Origin of the sequence: Collimonas sp. PA-H2 (assembly GCF_002564105.1) — a bacterium.
In the GTDB taxonomy this organism is placed as follows: Bacteria; Pseudomonadota; Gammaproteobacteria; order Burkholderiales; family Burkholderiaceae_D; genus Collimonas.
On sequence record NZ_PDBX01000001.1, the window covers coordinates 3,558,894 to 3,576,097 of the forward strand.

A 17,204-nucleotide genomic window follows, 5' to 3' on the forward strand; every position below is an offset into this window, starting at 1 on the left:
CTAGTTTCCTATTCTTCAGCGCCGCTGCGCACCCTGGCGCGTTCGCGCCAGGCCATCAAGTCCGTTATGTCCAATTCATCCATGGCCTGCGGCGGCCAGTGAAACACCACCGCAATATCGGCCATCGGATCTTCTACTCGGTCCGGAAGGCCGCCAGCCGATCCGCTCTCTTCACCAAAAAAATGGCAACCTCCGCGCCGATCTCGGTCAAGTCCGCCGGGTCCATGCCGGCGACTTCGTGCGAGGTCAGGGTCGGTTGTGTGATACGTGGCAAAACGGTCTGCAAGGCGGCCACGCTCAGATTGCCCAATTCCATCAAAGAGACGCCGCGCAGCTCTCCCGCCTTCGGGCGCCGGATGGTGATTTCGCTGATGAAGTCATCGCCTCGCTTGATCGGTTCGTCCAGGGTGATCGACTTGGAGATAGCAGTAACGATAGCGGTCTTGGAAATAGCAGTAGTGTTTTTCATAGAGGCTTTCAAAAGGTTTTAAGAGCGAAAAAATAAAAGGGGTTGGAGTTGTTCTTGACCTGGCTTACAGGCCGATAGCGCGGCGCAGATCTGCGTTACGATCCACGCCGCCGATTTTCTCGACGCCGTTGACGAAATCGAATTCGTAGATCGATTTGTTGTCGATGGTCAGCTTGTAATAGCTGCATGCAGTGCTGTATTTCTGGTTCGTCTCTTCTGTCGACTTGGCGCTGCCCATATCGATTTCCTTGTGGCGCCCGCGCACAACGATTTCCACGGTCGATACGGTGCCGTCGTCGTCGTTTTCATAGCCGCCGGAAAAGCGCAGTTGGGTGGCGTTGTGGCTGCGGGCGCCATACTGCAGCAAGGCATCGATCAGGATGCCACCTGCGGTCCACTCCAGCGTGATCGCTTCGTTGCCAAAGTCCACCGATACCGGGCCGGTCATACCGGCGGCGCGGTATTCCTCCATCTTGCGCGAGAGTTTCGGCAAAGTGATTTCCGTGACCTGGCCGAAGTAGGAATTTCCGCTATCGAACAGATTGAACAGTTTCAATTTTTTAGGCATGCCCATGGTGTGATGCTCTCTTTCTGTAATTGGTTAGGCGGCAACAGCAGCGGCGAAGTCGGCCAGGTAGCGGTCAGTGATGCGCTGCTGGAACATCAGGTTTTCCAGGGGCGGGACCGGGGTATAGTCGTAATCGATTGTCAGCTGGCCGTTCTTCAAATTTTCCTTGCTGTTGAACTGTTCATCGCACCAGGCGCTACCGCCGATCAGATAGCCGCGCTTGACCAGGTCGCGGAATTTGGCGTTGATGCTTTCGACCAGGTCTTTTGCCAGCGACGGATGCAAGGGCTTGTCGGCATAGGTCATATGCGCCTCGGCAATCGTGTCAGCCAGCACCTGGGCGGTACGCGTGTAGTTCTCAAAATAGAAGAATTCCGGCGTTTCGCAAGTGCGCGAACCCCAGAAGCGGAAGCCGCCGCTGTTAATCAGCGTGGTGACTTCCTTGGCGTTCAGGAAGCCGGCATCGGTGGCCGGATCTTGCAGATCCCAGAACACGTCCGCCGAGATGCCGGTCGGGCCGTTGACGACGATATTGGACAGGGACTTATGCCAGCCGATCTCTTCGTCCAGTTTGGCGCGCAGGCCCAGGGCATAGGCCACAGCCGAGATATTGGCGTCCGCATTGGTGGCAGTGTCCCAGCTCACGAAATCCGGCCAGATCAGCATCAGTTCGCGCTGGCCGAAATCCTTCCGATACAGCACCGCGTCTTCCTTGGTCAGACAGCCGTGCGCAGATGCATAGACAAAGCCGCGCAGCTTTTGGGCGACGCTGACCATGGCGTTCGTCACGGCCTTGGTGTCCAGCCCTGGCGCGCCAAGGATGCGCGGCTTGATACCGAGTTTGCTCTGCGCGGCTAGCAGCGCCTTGACGCCGGTGTACTTGCCAGCCGCGGTCGTGGTGCCGATCACATTAGAGGTGGTTTCCGCTTCGTCCTTGCCTTCGGCCACGCGCACCACCACCGTAAACGGTTTAGTCTGCATGCCGATAGCGTCGAGGGCGCGGCGCAACGTTCCCTTGACGCCGGCTTTGCCGATGGCGGCGGGGACATTGGTCAGCAGGACCGGCGTATCGAGCGGGAAGGCAACCGGGTCGGCATCCTCGGCGGTAGCAACCAGGCCGATCACGGCGGTGCTGATAGTGCGGATTGGTCGGGTGCCATCGTTTTTTTCGATGACGCGCACGCCGTGGTGGTAATCAGTAGGCATAGAATTCCTATAAATGAGGTGGGTAAATTAATGTGCCGTGATGCCGGGTGCGGGCGGCCAGGTAATGACGTGCGGGAAATTTTCTTGATTCGGCACGCGATTGACGGCAACCCGGTACTGCTTCCATTGCCTGAGCAACGCAAGTTCCGCCGGCATGGCATCGTCCAGCTCGACGGCATCCTGTAGCGGCGCCATTGCCAACGTGGCATCCGCCAGGAGCTGATCGCGCTTGCCGATGGCGGTGGCCGTGAGCTGACTCTCCGTGGGTGGCACTGGTTTTACCTCTTCCGGTTGCGGTATGGGTTCTATGGCCCACTTATCTTCAGCAAAGGTGGCTTGCTCGTCTTGGGAAACGTCTGGTGGCGCGATGCCGGTGGCATAGGCCGGTACTAAAAAGATGCCAGGTTCCAGCGGCGAGACATCCGCAGAGGAGGTGCTGAGATAGACGGCGGTATCGGGATGGTAGTGATAGATTTTCATGGAATTGGATATCAGTATTTGATGCAAACTAGTAACGCGATGTTGCGTGGCCTGGTTTCAGTACCGCCGGCAAATCCGGTGATATATGAACTGCCTGGGGTCCCGCCGCTTTCGGAAGCGACCCCGGTTGTTCCAATCGTATTTCTCGTATTGATGAGGTGAGAATGGCTGCGCAATTCGTCTGATTGAAACGAACCGATTGAACGTCCGCCGTCAATGCCGCGCCCATCATCCAGACCACGCATAAACTCACCGCGCAGATCAGGCACGGCAAAGGTGGCGGCGCCATCTCCTGCGCCAAAGCGAGTACCAATGGCACGAAATAAGGCCGCGTAGGTGGCGCGGGAAACCAACGCGCCATTGGCTTTAAGCCATCCAACGGGGGCTGATGTCGTTGCAAAGTAAGCAATTTCACCGCAGGGGGAGAGTTCCGAGACCAATGCCAAAGGTGTGCCGCCAAGATTTTTTAATGCGGTCTCGGGATTGGCGACATCGGCCAAATTGGCGGCAATCCGGTTGTACTGCGCATGCGGATTGCTCTTGGATTCATGTTGCGCTATCTGTGCCAGGGCGAATTCTTCCGCATAGCTACGGGTTGCCAGCACCACGGCCGGATCGATTTTGAGCTCGACGGTGCTAGTGCTGCTGACCAGCAGCACTAGCCGTACAACCTGGGTACGACCGCTACCTTCGGAAAGTTGCGGCTTATAGCTGGGTGGGCAATTGGCCACAGCGCACAAATAGCCATCTTCGTCATAGACCCCGATTTCGCGTATCCACCAACCACCAACGTTCTCAGGTAATACCTGCTCAACGATGAGCTGACTCGGATTGGCAGGGTCAACAGCGAGTCGATTCAACGGTGCACGGCGGCGCTCATTGAGCAACATTGTCTGCTTGCGATCAGGGATTGACGCCTTGTCATAGGCATCACCGACGCCCATATGGGTTAGTTTAATAGTCGTGCCGAGCGCGGAAGCGTTGGCAAGTTTGGCTTCACCGAAGGCGGTCAAGGTGGCGAAATAAGTACTCATAGATTAATGCTCACGGGTAAATAGTCATGGTGTCGATGGTATGGGCAGCGCCGGCATGGACCAGGTCGCCACGAATGGCAATCAGTTCGTCCAACCAGGGATAGACGGTGAGATCGTCGCCGTCGAAGGTAGTCGCGCAGACATAAAGCCGACCATGACTTTCCAGCTGGATTGCCAAGCTGGTCAAATGGCGACTGATTGGTTTGGCGTCGGCAATCAGTCTTTCCATTTCGCCATACATGGCATCCGTGATGCCGGTGTCCTGGACGCCGATGTCGAGCTGGAATGTGCCAGGGACACCCATAGGGGTCATTTGCCACCATTCGGTGATAGCGATCCGATAGCCAAGGGCTTCGACCACCTGCCGCACGGCGGCAATCGTGCCCTTATGCTTGTGAATGTAATAGGCCGCTTTAATGGCGGCGCGCTGCATTGCTTCCGGCCAGGCATCATCCCAACGGTCTACGGAGAATTCCCAGGCAAGAAACGGCAGTAGGTCGACGGGGCAGGTATCGGGATTACGCACATAGCGCACCGGTACGGTCAGCGTGTCGATGCGGGCGCAAGCCGTCGCTAGTGCCCGCTCCAGCGGCTTGGCATTGGGTGGCAATGTGGCGACAATATTATTCATCTTCCACCTGGACGGTGATACGGATGCCAGTACAGCGGGCCGCCTGGGTAGCATCCAGCAGCAAATTGGCTGGCGGTGAAATCAAGTCAACGTGACGCACGCCTTCCACATGCAAGGCAGCCGTCAGTGCCGTGCGATAAATGCTGTATTTCAATGGGCGGCGCGGCTGGGAGGCGATGGTGGCACGGGATTTGGCGGTGGCGATGGCAATGGGCGACACTGGTCCTTTACCGACATAGAGCGTCGCCTCAATCTGATAGTCAATTATCTGGGCGATCTGGACGATCAGGCGGTCACCGATGGGACGAATGTCTTCGGCAGACAACGCCGCATAGACAATATCGAGCAATTCGCGGTCAGCGATGCCGTCATACAATGCCGACAGGATGGTAATGACCACGACTGCAGGTGACGGGCTGGTGGCACTGGCATCCTTTACGCGGCCATCTGCGCTACGGGCATGGAATTCGTAAGAGGATCGTGGGCCGGCAACAGACAGGCCGTCCGGTGCTTCCTGGATGCGCAGGCGGTAGGCGTCATCTTCTTCACGTACTTCAGCTACGGGCGGCACGGCGTTCGGATCTGCTGGCGTGACCACCAGGCGCGATACGTTCGAGTTCGCGCCGATATGGTCCAGATCGCTACCCACGGCATAAGCTAGCATCAAGGCGCGGGCGGCGTCATTGATACGGGTACGGAGGATCATTTCACGATAGCTGTTCTCCTCCAGTAGCTTGGTCGCCGGCTCCGACTCCAGGGACAGCATTGCTGCAACGGTGGCGCGTTGCTCCGCTGGCAGCAGTTCCAGGACGGCAGCTTTGCGGGACGCCAGAATGACTTCATAGTCCACGGTCTCAATGACGGACGGCGCAGGCAGAAGTGATAAGTCAATTGGCGCACTCATACCGGCACCACCAGGGAGACAGGATCGCCATCGGCCATGCCGTCTAGTATCAACGTCGCTTTTCCGTCCGTCCCGCGCTCCAGAGCAATCCCGGTCAGACTGATACGTGGTTCCCACAACATGACAGCGTAGGCTGTGGCGGCATAAATGCGCAGGACGGTGGCCCCGTTCAACGGTTGATCGATCAGTTCCGGCACTTCGGAGCCATAGGTGCGGCGCATGAGGCGGGAGCCGATTGGAGTAGTAAGAATGTCGACCAGCGACTGACGGATATGCGCCAGGCGGTTCATGGCGTGGCCTGTACGGGCGTTCATACCGCTCATTTCGGGCCCTCCGTGTCGTCTTCGCCCTGCTTCACTTTGCCGTGCTTGTGTTTGACTAGGCTAATGCTATTGGCGATCACGTCGACTGTAGCGCGCATGATCCCCTGGATCATCGCCGCTGGGCCGCCTTCCTTACCGGCCTGGACGTTCATACCAGCATTCAAGGCTGTAATGCCGTTGACGGTCAGGTTCCGGTTGACGACCAGATTCTTTTGCACCAGCAGGTTGCCAGTGCATTCCGTATCTTCAGCATTCGAGGTGACTTTGCCAGGGGCGACGGTAACGCTGGTGCCGTCCGGCAGCGTAGCCGTCAAGGTGTGCGCCGTGCTGTCGTACTGGACCACGGTGCCATCCACATAACGGGTCGTGTGGTATGCCGGGTTAGTTGACGGCGATTTGTATTTGTCGGAATAGATCGCCGGCAGGATCGCGGCCTGGGTGAAATCGCCTTCAGGCGACAGCACGATGACCTGTTCGCCCATGGAAGGCGGAAACCAGGTCTGTGCATCGCCGGCCCGTAATGTGATCCAGGGACGCCATGTGGTGGTGTTTTTTCCGACAAGGACGCGGACGCGCTGGGCATCGTGATCGATGTCGGCAATGGTGCCGAATCGAATCAGATTCAGGATTAAACGCAGCAGTTCGGAGTAGTCAGCAGTCATGCGTTGCATGTTGCCGGGTTGCCGAAATCGGCGCACCTGGTAGCGGGTTGATATCCGCGTTACCAACTGCCAAGAAATGTTTTACAACGGGGAGACGTACTACAGTGCCGGGCTGGAAAAAGAACGCGGCGACGTGAACAATGCGCGAACATTGAACACGCCACCGTGCCAGCAGAATACGGCTGCAAGCAAAGCCAAGGCCGCGCCACCTGTACAGGTAAGGCGAAGTCTAGCAAATTTACGCAGGTATACCAAAAATGCAGGAAATTCGTTGTGGGAATTGTTCCCGAAAACTCGGGCAAGGTGAATACATCATCTTGTCCATCAAGTGTCCACGCTGTGGAACGTTAAATCACCTGAGAGCCACGCGCCCCGCACCAGCATGCCATCGAGCATCTGACATTGGAGCAGCACGTGCAAGCAAGTCCGATTATTCCCTGGATGGGTGGCAAGCGCCGCCTGGCCGATAAACTCATTCCGCTATTTCCGCCGCATGAATGCTATGTCGAGGTGTTCTGCGGTGGCGCCGCGCTGTATTTCCTGCGGCCAGTGCCGGCGCGCACCGAAGTCATCAACGATATCAATGGCGAACTGGTCAACCTGTACCGGGTCGTGCAACACCACATGGAAGAATTCGTGCGGCAGTTCGAGTGGTGGACCACTAGCCGGCAACTATTCAAATGGCAGCAGGATGCGCGGCTGGATAGCTTGACCGATATCCAGCGCGCCGCCCGGTTCTATTACTTGCAGCAGCATGCCTTCAGCGGCAAGGTCACAGGGCAGAACTTCGGTACTGCCACCACCGCGCCGGCTATCGATCTGACCAGGATCGAAGACAATCTGCGCGCTGCCCGCTTGCGCTTGGCCGGAACCTATGTCGAAAACCTGCCCTGGCTGGAATGTATGCAACGCTACGACCGGCCCCATACCTTTCAATATGCCGACCCGCCATACTGGCAGACCGAGGGCTATGGCGTGGATTTCGGCATCGAGCAATACGAGCAGATGGCTGAATTCATGCGAACCTGTAAGGGAAAGGTGATGGTCAGCATTAACGACCACCCTGATATTCGGCGCGTATTCGACGGCTTTACGATGATGGGGCTGGATATCAAATACAGCATCGGCAGTACACACGGTCAGCCTGGCGTCAGCCGTGAACTGGTGATTACCAATTGGGCTGCGGATGTGGTGACACAGCTTTTCTAGCTATTGCTTTTCAGCAAAATTATTCGTTGGGAAATGTGGTAATTTGATTTTGACATATCAATTTGACTTTTTCACAGCGGCTCGCGTGGAAGCGCCCGGCGTGAACAACACCAACTGGCAAGCCGCAAGCCAGTTTTTATAGGAAAAAATTATGTTGCGTAAATGCATGGGATGGCTGGCTTGTTGCTTCGGACTGCATGAGTGGAAGGAGGGACCTGGCTATCACCACATCCTGAACGACAGCGGCAGTCATTTTCACCAATGTGCTCGCTGTGGAAAGACGCGCTAGACGAATTGAACAGAACTGAAAAAAATCATGATCACGTTCGCGTATGTCCTGTCAGATCAAGTCGCGACGTCTACATCGAAATGCCTCAGTAGAGATTCACGAATCAGAGCTTGATCAGAGACGCTAAAGCCTAGTAAAGGTCGGGCCGGATAGTGATAGTTCGGCCCTTTTTTTGCAACCTTGTCCGTCAATCCTTCCTGGTGCACGCGGGCGATCCGCGCCACGCGCCCAAAGAAACCGACCGATAGCTGGTTTTCGTCCTGCTCGATCTTGAGATTTTTTAGCGTGCGGATCTTCTCAAACATGGCGGCCTTCTGCCGTTTGATTCTCCCTTTCTTGCCCCGTAGGTTCTTGCGCTGCTTGCGCGCCGCATAGGGCGCGCCGTCCGGCGCCTGCTGGCTGGTGATGCGTTGCGCCTGGCTGCGGCGTAGGTCCTGGGCAATGCGGCGTGTGACGACGCGGCGCTGACCAGGTTGGAGCTGGGCCAGCAGTGTGCCGGCCCAGGCTTCGAGGGTGGATAGATCGTCGCTCATTCAGGGTTGGCCGGCGTCTGCCACTCGGCCAGCAGCGCATCGCCCGCATAGGCTTGCCAGAATTCGTCGGCATATGCCGGTGTCGGTTGCGGCTCGGCCAGGTGGACGACTTCCAGCCGACCGGTGCCAGCCTGTTTTACGATCACGCGCTCAGTCAGCGCCAATGTGATCTCCAGATCAATCGATTCGGAATTGTTGAAATCGACATTAAAGCCGATACCTGTCTTGCGCAAGTCGGCGTTGTCCAGCAGGTCGCGCTGGTGCACCTGCACCCAGGCCAGCAAAGGGACCATGAGCGCATCCTCGCTGCCGCTATAGTCGGTAATGATGATATTGAGCTTATACCGATATTCAAACGACAGTGACTTCGTGCCGGTGGCCACCGTATTGCCGCCGTCCGCGAAGATCAGCAGCTTTTCGGGATTCTGTCGCAACTCGGCGCTGACGGCTGTTAGGTGCGCCCTAAGGCTTTTTGGCTTGTACACGGTCCGCTTCCTCCTGGCAATCGACAACAGCGTCCACCATGGCCGCACAAATGCCCCACGCTGCTTCTGTGCGCTCCAGGGCAAGAAGCAATGCGCCGTTAGTCCTGGGCGCTGCCGCCGGCAGGTTGCAGCGTGTGATCGCTGGGCAGGCGTTGACTGTCAGCGCCAGCGTCGGCGCCGGTGACGGCTGGATGCTCCCGCAGGCGGGCAACAGCGTCAGGCAAAGGAGTGTCAAACCAAGTGCGTATCGTTGAATCATCATGTAGAAGGCTTTCAATGAGGTTTTCTCGTTCGGTGAGGGTGGCCGCGATATCGTCGCGGGCGGCTTGTAGCTTGGCGGCAGCCTTCTGTTTTCTGGTCGCTGCTTCCATCATGGTCTTGAGCGTGTCGTCGCGGTCGCGTGTGGCCTGTTCGGCGTGGTCGGCCCGCTCCTTTGCAGCTCTCAGGCTGTTGTGCTGAACATAGATCACCAGGCCCAGCGCACCGACGAACAGGGCCGTTATGAAACTTTTGACGATCAATTCCATAGGCCGACCCGAGTTCCGCGGCTGTCGATGGTCAGCACCTGGCGGCGCGGCGTCTTGCCCTCGACCGCAATGCCAAGGTGAACCCACACCGCGCCGCCGGCCCGCTCATAGATCAGCTGGTCGAATTGCAGATAGGATTTTTCGAGCGCCTGGCAGATCTCCATCGGCGTGCCGAATGCCGGCGCCGTAAAGTCGCATGCCAGGCCGTCCAGGTGCGCGCTGTTGCCGGCGCCGCCGACTGCCCGGTTCAACGCCTGGCAGCGGTAGCCGCTGGAAATGATGATTGCCGCGCCACCTAGCTCCAGGCGCACCAGCTCGTTAAACTTCGCCAGGCGCCGCAGGTTGGCAACGATGGCCGGCGCCGGCGTGTTGTCTATGCTGAGGACACGCGCCTTGTCGCTGCGCGTGAATTCTTCCAGCGTGAAATGCGCGGTCAATGGTGTGGTGGTCAATCAATGCTCCTGATGATGTTGGCGACATTGCCCTGGGCGCGGTGCACCAGGACACACAAAGTAAAAGCGATGCTGGCGGTGCCGAAGGAGACGCGGCCATGATCGAGCAGGATCTCCAGGCCGCAAGTGCCTGTTGCGACAATCAGCAGCCAGGCCACCAGGGAGATGTGCAAGCGGTGATTCGCCAGGCCGCGCCGGTAGCACAGCAGCCGCAGGCAGGTGCTGGCGTAAGACAGCAGCGCCAGCACGGTCAGAGTTTTAGTCATGGCCGCCACCCTTGCGCAGCCACGCTGGTAGTTCTATGGTTTTAATCAGGTCGATGCCGTGCAGCGTCAAAGCAATGGCCGCCGCCGACGCGAAGAAGGCGGCCACGCCCGATTGCTTCAACGGCGTATTGCTGATGACCTCCGGCGCGGCCAGGTAGCCAATCGCCAAGGAAATGACCATATAGGCCAGGCGTTGCAAGACTGGCAGGTTCTTGCTGGAGATAGCTACTAGCGTGGCGCCGGCGAAAGCGCCGATCAGCGCATTACCGTCAATGCCGGGAAACAGCGTCGACAAACCGATGCCGGCGGCACTGGTGACGACCAGGGTGGTGGTGCTGGGTTCTGCCATAGGGTGTTGCTCCATTTTCAATCCCAGAGATTGACGACCTGGGCGGTTTTAGTAGGGGTTGCAGTAGGTTCTGGCAGGTTGACCAGGAGGCCGTGCGGCAGGATCGGCCCGTAGTCGGCCAGGCCGGGATTGAGTTCGAGCGCCGCCTCGACCACATTGGCGGTGGCGCCCAGGTGCCGCCAGCACAGCAGGTCCAGCGTGTCGTGCTGTTGGGCGCGTACCTGCATCAGATCAGCTCGACCGTCATGTGGGACCGACCGACAATGTCTGCAATCGCCCAATGAGTGTTACGGCGTTGCTCGGACGGGGCGTTGTCCAGCGCTTCCATCATCTTTTTATCGGATAGGGAAGAGGCGGTGCTGTCGAAGTCGCGGTAACGCTCGGTGAGATCCGCCTTGGCCCAGCTATAGACGGCGCGCCGGTAGTGGGCAATGTTGACGCTTTCACGATTGACCCGGTCCGCCGGCACAGCGGCCAGCGAGGCAAAGCCAGCGGCGATTTGCAACAGCTTCCAGTCGCGCAGCTCGGCGTTGACGTGCAAGACGGCGTCGACAATTGCCTGCGTCAATCGCGGACTGGTGACAGTGCCGTCAAGACGCATATTGTCGCGCACGTCCTGCAAGACGATATCAGGATAGAAACCGTCGTTTTCGACACTGCCGGCTTCTGGCAAGCTGACAACAGCGCCGGCAGAGGGTGGCGCGAAGGCTATAAAACTCATGTGGGGTTCTTTCGTCATCGACTGCTGGAGAAGAAAATCGGCGGTGGGCGGGCGTCAGAAAGAAATCGCAATGATTCAATCATCGACCCGCGCCGCCGTGCGCCAGGGGGTGCTCGTTTAGCCGGGGACGGCTTTAATCATGCGGGCGCGCAAGCGATCCATCGTTTGCTTGACGCCGACACCAGGGAACAAGGTCACGGCTCGGTCCATCAGCGCGTGGGCCACTTCCGCCTGCGGTAGCTGTGACGCCTTGAGCAGTTCATCGCCGGGTTGGTCGAGAACGGCAAGCATGGCGTAAGCATTGGCCTTCAGCAGCTTGGCGCGTGCCTGGTCCGGTGCATCGCAGTGTTCCGTCAGTTGCTGCACCTGGGTCAGCATCTCGATAGCGAGAATGGGATCGCCCGCCAGCTTGCCCTTGAGGAAAGCGGCAGAAAACTCATCCAGCAGCATCGTCGGAATGTCGCGGTTGAACTGGTCCGGCAAGGTCAGCTTGTGATTGAGCGCATAGCGCGCCATCTCGACCGCCCGCGCATACTCGCCGCAGTCGATATGCCACACCAGGAGCGCCGTAAAAACATCGTCCTGGCCGCCTTGGCCCTTGGACAGCACGCCGTCGATCCAGTCCTGATATTCCGGCAACAACGTGGCTTTTACTTCGATCTTGCGTTCCATCGACTGAATGTTGCTCAAGCTGCGGCGGTCGTTTGCCAGCTTGTAGAGCATCATCTCGTAGGCGCTACCATGCGTCACACCGCCAGGTTGGGCTTCGGCGGCGGCACGCTCGGCGAGGATGCGCGCCTTGTGGCGCTGGGCGGGAGAAAGGTCCGCCATCTCAGGCCACCAACTGGATATTTTCGACCATGGCGCCCAGGCCGTAATCTTCAATTACATACGCATCATTGGACGATTCGTAGTTTTCGATACGATCTCTCTTGGCTTCATCGACCACGCGACGGCGGCGGCCACCTTCTTGCCAGTAGATCGACAGGTTGTCGAAACGGGTAATCAGGATCGCATTGTCCGGGAAATACGGGACCGTCACCGCCTGCAAGCCGCCTATTCTCTTCTGGCTGATGACGATATCGGCGGCCAGGGTCTCGGTCGGCGCCTGCTTGGTGTTCACCAGCGGGAAATATTTGTCATGCAACAGCGCCCGGCCTACGATGGCCACTAAACCGCTGTCTTTCTGATACCAGGGATCGAGCAAGTTGATGGCGTCGAATACGGTCGCGTCCAGATTGGCGTAGTCGCCGCCGGTGCCGATCACCACCTTACCGGCGGTCTTACCCTCATGCAGCACGCGCTGTGGCGCTTGCCGGCGGTAGTGTTCCAGCCAGCCAATATTGACATCCTCCAGCATGGGGTTTTTCATAATGTCGGTATCGGCGGCGACACTGGTTCCATGAAAACCGATCACCATGCGATCTAGCGACTGGCGTTGCAGGATGTTGTTGGCAATACGTTGCTGGAAATCGGGGAATTTCGCCCAGGCGTCGAGCTTGGCGTAGCCGATATGCGTATCGAAATTCGTTTTTTCGCAGCGGTAGCGTTGGTTGTCCATCGTGGACAGATCGCGGGTCTTACGGTCGGCCTTATCGGTGTTGGTACGGCTGGCAATCGGACCGGAAATGCCGAGGCCCAGCTTTTCGCTTTCCAATTCGGTCACGCCGATAATATTGACGCTTTTGAGGAAGTCGCTCGATTCCTGCATTTTGGTTTCCAGCTTCTGCTGGATGCTCGGATCGACACCGAAGACTTGGGCAACGCTGGTGGTGTCGTTCAGTTGCGCCAGGCGGGCGGTGTATTTGTCGAAGGCTAAGCGGGTCTGCTTTTTCATATGGGTGACTCCTGAATGGTTGGGCGGTAATCGTGTTGGTGCTGGCCGGCTAGTGTTTAGAAATCAGTTTCTGCCATGCCGTCGCCGCCGGTGGCCGCTGGCCGGCTCTTGGGATTCGCATCGGTCGATTCGACCTTTTGGCGGAAAGCTGCGAACTCTTCGTTCGTCTTCTTCAGGGCGGCTTCCAAGGTATCGACGCGGGTCTTTTCTTCCGCGAATTCGTCGGCGCTCAGATTCGCATGGGTTGCCAGCGTCTCGACGGCGCCCACCAGTTCACTGATGCGCGCATCGTCGCTGGAGGTCTTGTTAGTAAAGCGTTTCAACAGGTTTTTAACGGCGTCGGACAATTTATTTCCTTCAGGTTCGGTTGGGGTGTCTTCAAATTCCAGCGTTGTTTCTTCTGCCGCCGAGAACAGGTTGCCGGGGTTCTTGGTGGCGAACGATAAAACCTCAGTGCCAAGGCTGGCGGGGCTGTCGGTCACGGCCAGGCCGACCAGGTAGGCTTCGCCGGTGTCGGAGAATTTCGGATTGATTTCGATGCTGGTGTAGATTTTTTGGCGTGCCTTATTCATGGCGACTAATTCCGGCGTGGGCGAAATCTGCGCGTACAACGCCAGCTTCTTGACGCCGCCCAGCTCGACTTCCTCGGCTTTCACTGCGGTCACATCGCCATAGGCTTTGAAGGCGCCATCGGCCCAGGTGCTGCGCAGATGTTCGACCCAGATGCGGGCGCCATAGACCTGCGGATCGAAATTCGCGGCCATCTGTTCAATGAATGCGCGGTCGATGACACGGCCATCGGTGGTGGCGCCTTCCACGGCAACGCGGAAGAATTTGGATTTTGTTGGAGCGGTGGAGGTCGGCTTTGCCATGGTGTCGGTATTTGGGAAGTTCGAATACCGCCATGGTCGGCGTTGCTGCGCGTGGAAACAATCGGCAGCGGGTTGATAACAACCTTACTGACTTTCCGACAAGGGCTTTTACAGACGTTGCCCTCTACGCTTGCGGCATGTTAATCAAACCTGTCCAATTCAAACCAGCCAAACGTGCCGCCGCGCGCGCGCCAGGCATACCGACTGACGATCCCGCCGCGTTGCGCGACGCCGCCCGCAGCCTGTACTGGCAGGGCTGGCGCATCTCATCCATCGCCAAACACCTCAACATCAAACGCAGTACCGTCGCCAGCTGGAAAGAGCGCGACAAGTGGCACTTGTCCACGGCGATCGATCGCGTGGAAGGGCAGATCGAAGCGCGCATGGTCCAGCTGGTCGGCAAGGAAGTAAAAACCGGCAGTGACTTCAAGGAAATCGACTTACTCACGCGCTCCCTGGTGCAGATGTCGCGCAAGCGCCGGTATGACGGCGGTGGCAACGAGGCGGATCTCAATCCGAACCTGGACAAGAGAAATGCCGGCCCGAAGAAGAAGCCGACCCGCAACGAATTCAGCGAAGAGCAACAAAGCCTGCTACTGGATGCCTTCCGCGACTCGCTGTTCGACTACCAGAAGGTTTGGCATCGCAACGGCCACGAGCGTACCCGCATCATTCTGAAATCGCGCCAGATCGGTGCGACCTGGTATTTCGCCCGCGAGGCGCTGGCCGACGCGCTGGCGACCGGCCGCAATCAGATTTTCCTGTCGGCGTCGAAGGCGCAGGCGCATGTATTTAAACAGTACATCGTCCAGTTCGCCAAGGAAGCAGCCGGCGTGGAGTTGTCCGGCGACCCGATTGTGCTGCCGAACGGCGCGCATCTGTATTTTCTGGGGACCAGCGCCAGGACCGCCCAGGGCTACCACGGCAATTTCTATTTTGACGAATTTTTCTGGACCCACAATTTTACCGAGCTGAACAAAGTGGCATCCGGTATGGCGATTCAAGCGAAGTGGCGTAAAACCTATTTTTCGACACCGTCATCGATCAATCACCAGGCGTATCCGTTCTGGGCAGGTAAAGAATTCAGCGACCGGCTCCAGAAAGCCAAAAAGGCCAAGATCGATATCTCGCACTTGAAGCTATCGAGCGGCTTTACGGGCGAGGACAAGATCTGGCGACAGATCGTGACGATCCTGGACGCGGAAGCGGGCGGCTGCAATCTGTTCGACCTCGACCATCTGCGCGACTACGAATACAGTCCGGACCAGTTCGACAACCTGCTGATGTGTAATTTTATCGATGACAACCAGTCGATATTTCCGCAGGCTGAGTTACAGCGTTGCATGGTCGATTCCTGGGAGGTCTGGGACGATGTGAAACAGTTTGCGGCACGGCCCTTTGGCTATCGCCCGGTCTGGATCGGTTACGACCCTTCGCTGTCCGGCGACAGCGCCGGCTGCGTGGTGCTGGCGCCGCCGCTGGTCGCTGGCGGCAAGTTCCGCGTGCTGGAGCGTCACCAATGGCGCGGTATGGATTTTGCCGCGCAGGCCGAATCGATCCGGCAAATGACCCTGCGTTACCAGGTCGAGTACATCGGCATCGATACGACCGGCATGGGGATTGGCGTATTCCCCATCGTTAAACAGTTCTTCCCGAACGCGACCGCGATCAACTATTCGCCCGAAGTCAAGACCCGCATGGTGCTGAAGGCCAAGGATGTCATCAGCAAGGGCCGTCTCGAATTCGACGCCGGCGCTACGGACCTGTCAGCCGCCTTCATGACAATCCGCAAGACCTTAACGGCCAGTGGCCGACAAGTCACCTATGACGCAGGTCGCACCGCCGAGACCGGTCACGCCGACTTGGCCTGGGCCTGCATGCACGCGCTCGATCACGAACCGATTGAGGGCGTCTCTGAAAACACCCAATCCTTTATGGAGATTTACACATCGTGAAGAAACAACGATTTAAACACGCACGGCAGCACGCGGCTGCGCCGCCGGCGCCAATTCCCCAGACAGCGCCGGCGCCAGCCATGGAAGCCTTTACCTTTGGCGACCCGACGCCGGTGCTGGACCATGCCGACATTATGGAAAACCTGGAATGCTGGCTTAACGGCAAGTGGTACGAACCGCCGGTCAGCTTCCAGGGGTTGACGAAATCGTTCCATGCCAGCGTCCACCACAGCAGCGCCATCTATTTCAAGACCAATATTTTGACCTCGACCTATGTGCCGAACAAGATCCTGTCGCGGGATGCCTTCAAGCGCTTCGCGCTCGATTTCCTGACGTTCGGCAATGGCTATCTAGAAAAGCGCTACAGCCGCACCGGCGTGCTGCTGCAATTGAATCATGCGCTGGCGAAGTACGTGCGGCGCGGGCGGGATCTGGAGTGCTATTTCTTTGTGAACGGCTGGCAGCAGGAACATGCGTTCGACAAGGGCGCCGTCTTCCACCTGATGGACCCGGATCTGAACCAGGAAGTGTATGGCGTGCCGCAATACCTGTCGGCCTTGCAGTCGGCCTGGTTGAACGAAGCGGCCACGCTGTTCCGGCGCAAGTATTACAAGAACGGTTCCCACGCCGGCTTCGTGCTGTACATGACCGACCCCGCCGCCAACATCAAGGATGTCGACAATCTGCGCCAGGCCATGCGCGACAGCAAGGGGCCGGGCAATTTCCGGAACCTGTTCATGTACGCGCCGAACGGCAACAAAGACGGCATCCAAATTTTGCCGGTCTCGGACGTAGCGGCCAAGGACGAATTCTTCAACATCAAGGGCGTGACCCGCGATGACGTGCTGGCCGCGCACCGCGTGCCACCGCAACTGATGGGGATCATGCCGAACAACACCGGCGGCTTCGGGGCGATTGAGCCGGCGGCGCGGGTGTTTGTGCGTAACGAGTTGGTGCCGCTGCAAACGCAGTTCCTGGCACTGAATGACTGGCTAGGCCAGGAGGTAGTGAAATTTGAGCCATACGAATTAATGACTGGAGAGGGAAAGAAGCAATGAGAGACGTAGCCGACCGCGCCGAGTGGCGCATTGCTAAGGACATTGAAGTAGCTATGGCGCATGCGCGCCGCATCCCCCAGCTGGAGGCGGACGGGCGCTGTCATTACTGCGATGACGATGTCGCCCATGGGCGGCTGTTCTGCAATACAGATTGTCGGGACGACTACCAGAAGGAACAGGAGGCGCTCAGGCGCGCCGGACGTTGACGGTATACCTGCCCCGCCGCCATGTTGTAACGGCGGCGCCTGTATCGATTAAGGCCGCATACGCGGCCTTTTTTTAACGTCCTGACATTGTTGCCTTGCCATGAAAAAAGCTGTCGGCCATGGCCTTCAGCGGCCAGTCCCCCCACGCCTGCCGGCTTCGTTAAATGC

The 17,204-nt window shown here is 58.1% G+C and carries 27 protein-coding genes; 5 read left to right on the plus strand and 22 right to left on the minus strand.

What is annotated here, in order from left to right:
• Nucleotides 1-8 precede the first annotated feature (8 nt).
• The 10 genes from BCF11_RS16285 to BCF11_RS16330 all read right to left on the minus strand — a co-directional run bounded on the left by BCF11_RS16285 (nucleotide 9) and on the right by BCF11_RS16330 (nucleotide 6,286).
• The gene (locus BCF11_RS16285; RefSeq protein ID WP_098495660.1) at nucleotides 9-125 is read right to left on the minus strand and encodes a GpE family phage tail protein; all 117 of its coding nucleotides are present in this window, start codon (nucleotides 123-125) and stop codon (nucleotides 9-11) included.
• A gap of 8 nt (nucleotides 126-133) precedes the next feature.
• Nucleotides 134-469, minus strand: coding sequence for a phage tail assembly protein (locus BCF11_RS16290; RefSeq protein WP_098495661.1), 336 nt, complete (start codon nucleotides 467-469; stop codon nucleotides 134-136).
• 64 nt (nucleotides 470-533) lie between these two features.
• A complete protein-coding gene (locus BCF11_RS16295; protein ID WP_098495662.1) occupies nucleotides 534-1,043 on the minus strand; it encodes a phage major tail tube protein in 510 nt (169 codons plus the stop codon).
• Between the two features lie 27 nt (nucleotides 1,044-1,070).
• A complete protein-coding gene (locus BCF11_RS16300; protein ID WP_098495663.1) occupies nucleotides 1,071-2,243 on the minus strand; it encodes a phage tail sheath protein in 1,173 nt (390 codons plus the stop codon).
• A 27-nt stretch (nucleotides 2,244-2,270) separates the two neighbouring features.
• Complete coding sequence (locus BCF11_RS28185) at nucleotides 2,271-2,723, minus strand: tail fiber assembly protein (RefSeq protein ID WP_199110886.1); 453 nt, start codon at nucleotides 2,721-2,723, stop codon at nucleotides 2,271-2,273.
• Nucleotides 2,724-2,734: 11 nt separating this feature from the next.
• Entirely contained in the window at nucleotides 2,735-3,757 is a 1,023-nt protein-coding gene (locus BCF11_RS16310) for a phage tail protein (protein ID WP_098495664.1), read from the minus strand.
• A 10-nt stretch (nucleotides 3,758-3,767) separates the two neighbouring features.
• Nucleotides 3,768-4,388, minus strand: coding sequence for a phage tail protein I (locus BCF11_RS16315; protein ID WP_199110889.1), 621 nt, complete (start codon nucleotides 4,386-4,388; stop codon nucleotides 3,768-3,770).
• The gene (locus BCF11_RS16320; protein ID WP_098495665.1) at nucleotides 4,381-5,292 is read right to left on the minus strand and encodes a baseplate J/gp47 family protein; all 912 of its coding nucleotides are present in this window, start codon (nucleotides 5,290-5,292) and stop codon (nucleotides 4,381-4,383) included. The genes BCF11_RS16315 and BCF11_RS16320 overlap by 8 nt, the downstream gene beginning before the upstream one ends.
• Nucleotides 5,289-5,615, minus strand: a complete 327-nt coding sequence (locus tag BCF11_RS16325) for a GPW/gp25 family protein (protein WP_098495666.1) — start codon at nucleotides 5,613-5,615, stop codon at nucleotides 5,289-5,291. The genes BCF11_RS16320 and BCF11_RS16325 overlap by 4 nt, the downstream gene beginning before the upstream one ends.
• Entirely contained in the window at nucleotides 5,612-6,286 is a 675-nt protein-coding gene (locus tag BCF11_RS16330; protein WP_098495667.1) for a phage baseplate assembly protein V, read from the minus strand. The genes BCF11_RS16325 and BCF11_RS16330 overlap by 4 nt, the downstream gene beginning before the upstream one ends.
• Nucleotides 6,287-6,534: 248 nt before the next feature.
• Between BCF11_RS16330 and BCF11_RS16335 the strand changes: the two genes are divergently transcribed.
• Together BCF11_RS16335 and BCF11_RS16340 are read left to right on the plus strand one after the other, a co-directional pair.
• On the plus strand, nucleotides 6,535-6,747 hold the full coding sequence (locus BCF11_RS16335; RefSeq protein ID WP_098495668.1) for a Com family DNA-binding transcriptional regulator: 213 nt from the start codon (nucleotides 6,535-6,537) through the stop codon (nucleotides 6,745-6,747).
• Nucleotides 6,719-7,486 (plus strand): DNA adenine methylase, encoded by a 768-nt coding sequence (locus BCF11_RS16340; RefSeq protein WP_098495669.1) that lies wholly within the window; start codon nucleotides 6,719-6,721, stop codon nucleotides 7,484-7,486. Before BCF11_RS16335 ends, BCF11_RS16340 begins: the two co-directional genes overlap by 29 nt.
• Before the next feature lie 345 nt (nucleotides 7,487-7,831).
• On the opposite strand, the gene BCF11_RS16345 is transcribed toward BCF11_RS16340, so the two are convergent.
• The 12 genes from BCF11_RS16345 to BCF11_RS16395 form a co-directional block, all read right to left on the minus strand.
• Entirely contained in the window at nucleotides 7,832-8,308 is a 477-nt protein-coding gene (locus BCF11_RS16345; RefSeq protein WP_098495670.1) for a phage virion morphogenesis protein, read from the minus strand.
• Nucleotides 8,305-8,793: a phage tail protein gene (locus tag BCF11_RS16350; RefSeq protein ID WP_098495671.1), complete on the minus strand. Its 489-nt coding sequence runs from the start codon at nucleotides 8,791-8,793 to the stop codon at nucleotides 8,305-8,307. The genes BCF11_RS16345 and BCF11_RS16350 overlap by 4 nt, the downstream gene beginning before the upstream one ends.
• Nucleotides 8,771-9,004 (minus strand): Rz1-like lysis system protein LysC, encoded by a 234-nt coding sequence (gene lysC / locus BCF11_RS28340; RefSeq protein WP_233212683.1) that lies wholly within the window; start codon nucleotides 9,002-9,004, stop codon nucleotides 8,771-8,773. Before lysC ends, BCF11_RS16350 begins: the two co-directional genes overlap by 23 nt.
• Nucleotides 8,892-9,320, minus strand: a complete 429-nt coding sequence (gene lysB, locus BCF11_RS28020; RefSeq protein WP_158229209.1) for an Rz-like lysis system protein LysB — start codon at nucleotides 9,318-9,320, stop codon at nucleotides 8,892-8,894. Before lysB ends, lysC begins: the two co-directional genes overlap by 113 nt.
• Nucleotides 9,311-9,772, minus strand: a complete 462-nt coding sequence (locus BCF11_RS16360) for a D-Ala-D-Ala carboxypeptidase family metallohydrolase (RefSeq protein WP_098495673.1) — start codon at nucleotides 9,770-9,772, stop codon at nucleotides 9,311-9,313. Before BCF11_RS16360 ends, lysB begins: the two co-directional genes overlap by 10 nt.
• Nucleotides 9,769-10,038, minus strand: coding sequence for a phage holin family protein (locus BCF11_RS16365; RefSeq protein ID WP_098495674.1), 270 nt, complete (start codon nucleotides 10,036-10,038; stop codon nucleotides 9,769-9,771). Before BCF11_RS16365 ends, BCF11_RS16360 begins: the two co-directional genes overlap by 4 nt.
• Entirely contained in the window at nucleotides 10,031-10,387 is a 357-nt protein-coding gene (locus tag BCF11_RS16370; RefSeq protein WP_098495386.1) for a putative holin, read from the minus strand. Before BCF11_RS16370 ends, BCF11_RS16365 begins: the two co-directional genes overlap by 8 nt.
• Nucleotides 10,388-10,404: 17 nt before the next feature.
• Complete coding sequence (locus BCF11_RS16375) at nucleotides 10,405-10,614, minus strand: tail protein X (RefSeq protein ID WP_098495675.1); 210 nt, start codon at nucleotides 10,612-10,614, stop codon at nucleotides 10,405-10,407.
• Nucleotides 10,614-11,108 carry a head completion/stabilization protein gene (locus tag BCF11_RS16380; protein ID WP_098495676.1) on the minus strand — a complete coding sequence of 165 codons (495 nt, stop codon included), beginning with the start codon at nucleotides 11,106-11,108 and terminating at the stop codon, nucleotides 10,614-10,616. The genes BCF11_RS16375 and BCF11_RS16380 overlap by 1 nt, the downstream gene beginning before the upstream one ends.
• A gap of 117 nt (nucleotides 11,109-11,225) precedes the next feature.
• Nucleotides 11,226-11,939, minus strand: coding sequence for a phage terminase small subunit (gpM, locus tag BCF11_RS16385; RefSeq protein ID WP_098495677.1), 714 nt, complete (start codon nucleotides 11,937-11,939; stop codon nucleotides 11,226-11,228).
• Nucleotide 11,940: 1 nt separating this feature from the next.
• A complete protein-coding gene (locus BCF11_RS16390) occupies nucleotides 11,941-12,945 on the minus strand; it encodes a phage major capsid protein, P2 family (protein ID WP_098495678.1) in 1,005 nt (334 codons plus the stop codon).
• A 56-nt stretch (nucleotides 12,946-13,001) separates the two neighbouring features.
• Nucleotides 13,002-13,817, minus strand: coding sequence for a GPO family capsid scaffolding protein (locus BCF11_RS16395; RefSeq protein WP_098495679.1), 816 nt, complete (start codon nucleotides 13,815-13,817; stop codon nucleotides 13,002-13,004).
• A gap of 137 nt (nucleotides 13,818-13,954) precedes the next feature.
• Here BCF11_RS16395 and BCF11_RS16400 point away from each other — a divergent pair, with 137 nt between their 5' ends.
• From BCF11_RS16400 to BCF11_RS16410, 3 genes are read left to right on the plus strand one after another with little or no spacing between them, the layout of a single operon-like run.
• Nucleotides 13,955-15,772: a terminase ATPase subunit family protein gene (locus BCF11_RS16400; protein WP_098495680.1), complete on the plus strand. Its 1,818-nt coding sequence runs from the start codon at nucleotides 13,955-13,957 to the stop codon at nucleotides 15,770-15,772.
• Nucleotides 15,769-16,830, plus strand: coding sequence for a phage portal protein (locus BCF11_RS16405; RefSeq protein ID WP_098495681.1), 1,062 nt, complete (start codon nucleotides 15,769-15,771; stop codon nucleotides 16,828-16,830). The genes BCF11_RS16400 and BCF11_RS16405 overlap by 4 nt, the downstream gene beginning before the upstream one ends.
• Nucleotides 16,827-17,036, plus strand: a complete 210-nt coding sequence (locus BCF11_RS16410; protein ID WP_098495682.1) for a hypothetical protein — start codon at nucleotides 16,827-16,829, stop codon at nucleotides 17,034-17,036. The genes BCF11_RS16405 and BCF11_RS16410 overlap by 4 nt, the downstream gene beginning before the upstream one ends.
• Nucleotides 17,037-17,204: the final 168 nt, after the last annotated feature.

Bases quoted from the DNA above. Each gene is read 5' to 3' on its own strand.
- BCF11_RS16285 (WP_098495660.1), bottom strand. From the start codon at position 125: ATGGCCGATATTGCGGTGGTGTTTCACTGGCCGCCGCAGGCCATGGAT.
- BCF11_RS16290 (WP_098495661.1), bottom strand. From the start codon at position 469: ATGAAAAACACTACTGCTATTTCCAAGACCGCTATCGTTACTGCTATC.
- BCF11_RS16295 (WP_098495662.1), bottom strand. From the start codon at position 1,043: ATGGGCATGCCTAAAAAATTGAAACTGTTCAATCTGTTCGATAGCGGA.
- BCF11_RS16300 (WP_098495663.1), bottom strand. From the start codon at position 2,243: ATGCCTACTGATTACCACCACGGCGTGCGCGTCATCGAAAAAAACGAT.
- BCF11_RS28185 (WP_199110886.1), bottom strand. From the start codon at position 2,723: ATGAAAATCTATCACTACCATCCCGATACCGCCGTCTATCTCAGCACC.
- BCF11_RS16310 (WP_098495664.1), bottom strand. From the start codon at position 3,757: ATGAGTACTTATTTCGCCACCTTGACCGCCTTCGGTGAAGCCAAACTT.
- BCF11_RS16315 (WP_199110889.1), bottom strand. From the start codon at position 4,388: ATGAATAATATTGTCGCCACATTGCCACCCAATGCCAAGCCGCTGGAG.
- BCF11_RS16320 (WP_098495665.1), bottom strand. From the start codon at position 5,292: ATGAGTGCGCCAATTGACTTATCACTTCTGCCTGCGCCGTCCGTCATT.
- BCF11_RS16325 (WP_098495666.1), bottom strand. From the start codon at position 5,615: ATGAGCGGTATGAACGCCCGTACAGGCCACGCCATGAACCGCCTGGCG.
- BCF11_RS16330 (WP_098495667.1), bottom strand. From the start codon at position 6,286: ATGCAACGCATGACTGCTGACTACTCCGAACTGCTGCGTTTAATCCTG.
- BCF11_RS16335 (WP_098495668.1), top strand. From the start codon at position 6,535: ATGCAGGAAATTCGTTGTGGGAATTGTTCCCGAAAACTCGGGCAAGGT.
- BCF11_RS16340 (WP_098495669.1), top strand. From the start codon at position 6,719: ATGGGTGGCAAGCGCCGCCTGGCCGATAAACTCATTCCGCTATTTCCG.
- BCF11_RS16345 (WP_098495670.1), bottom strand. From the start codon at position 8,308: ATGAGCGACGATCTATCCACCCTCGAAGCCTGGGCCGGCACACTGCTG.
- lysB (WP_158229209.1), bottom strand. From the start codon at position 9,320: ATGGAATTGATCGTCAAAAGTTTCATAACGGCCCTGTTCGTCGGTGCG.
- BCF11_RS16365 (WP_098495674.1), bottom strand. From the start codon at position 10,038: ATGACTAAAACTCTGACCGTGCTGGCGCTGCTGTCTTACGCCAGCACC.
- BCF11_RS16370 (WP_098495386.1), bottom strand. From the start codon at position 10,387: ATGGCAGAACCCAGCACCACCACCCTGGTCGTCACCAGTGCCGCCGGC.
- BCF11_RS16375 (WP_098495675.1), bottom strand. From the start codon at position 10,614: ATGCAGGTACGCGCCCAACAGCACGACACGCTGGACCTGCTGTGCTGG.
- BCF11_RS16380 (WP_098495676.1), bottom strand. From the start codon at position 11,108: ATGAGTTTTATAGCCTTCGCGCCACCCTCTGCCGGCGCTGTTGTCAGC.
- gpM (WP_098495677.1), bottom strand. From the start codon at position 11,939: ATGGCGGACCTTTCTCCCGCCCAGCGCCACAAGGCGCGCATCCTCGCC.
- BCF11_RS16390 (WP_098495678.1), bottom strand. From the start codon at position 12,945: ATGAAAAAGCAGACCCGCTTAGCCTTCGACAAATACACCGCCCGCCTG.
- BCF11_RS16395 (WP_098495679.1), bottom strand. From the start codon at position 13,817: ATGGCAAAGCCGACCTCCACCGCTCCAACAAAATCCAAATTCTTCCGC.
- BCF11_RS16400 (WP_098495680.1), top strand. From the start codon at position 13,955: ATGTTAATCAAACCTGTCCAATTCAAACCAGCCAAACGTGCCGCCGCG.
- BCF11_RS16410 (WP_098495682.1), top strand. From the start codon at position 16,827: ATGAGAGACGTAGCCGACCGCGCCGAGTGGCGCATTGCTAAGGACATT.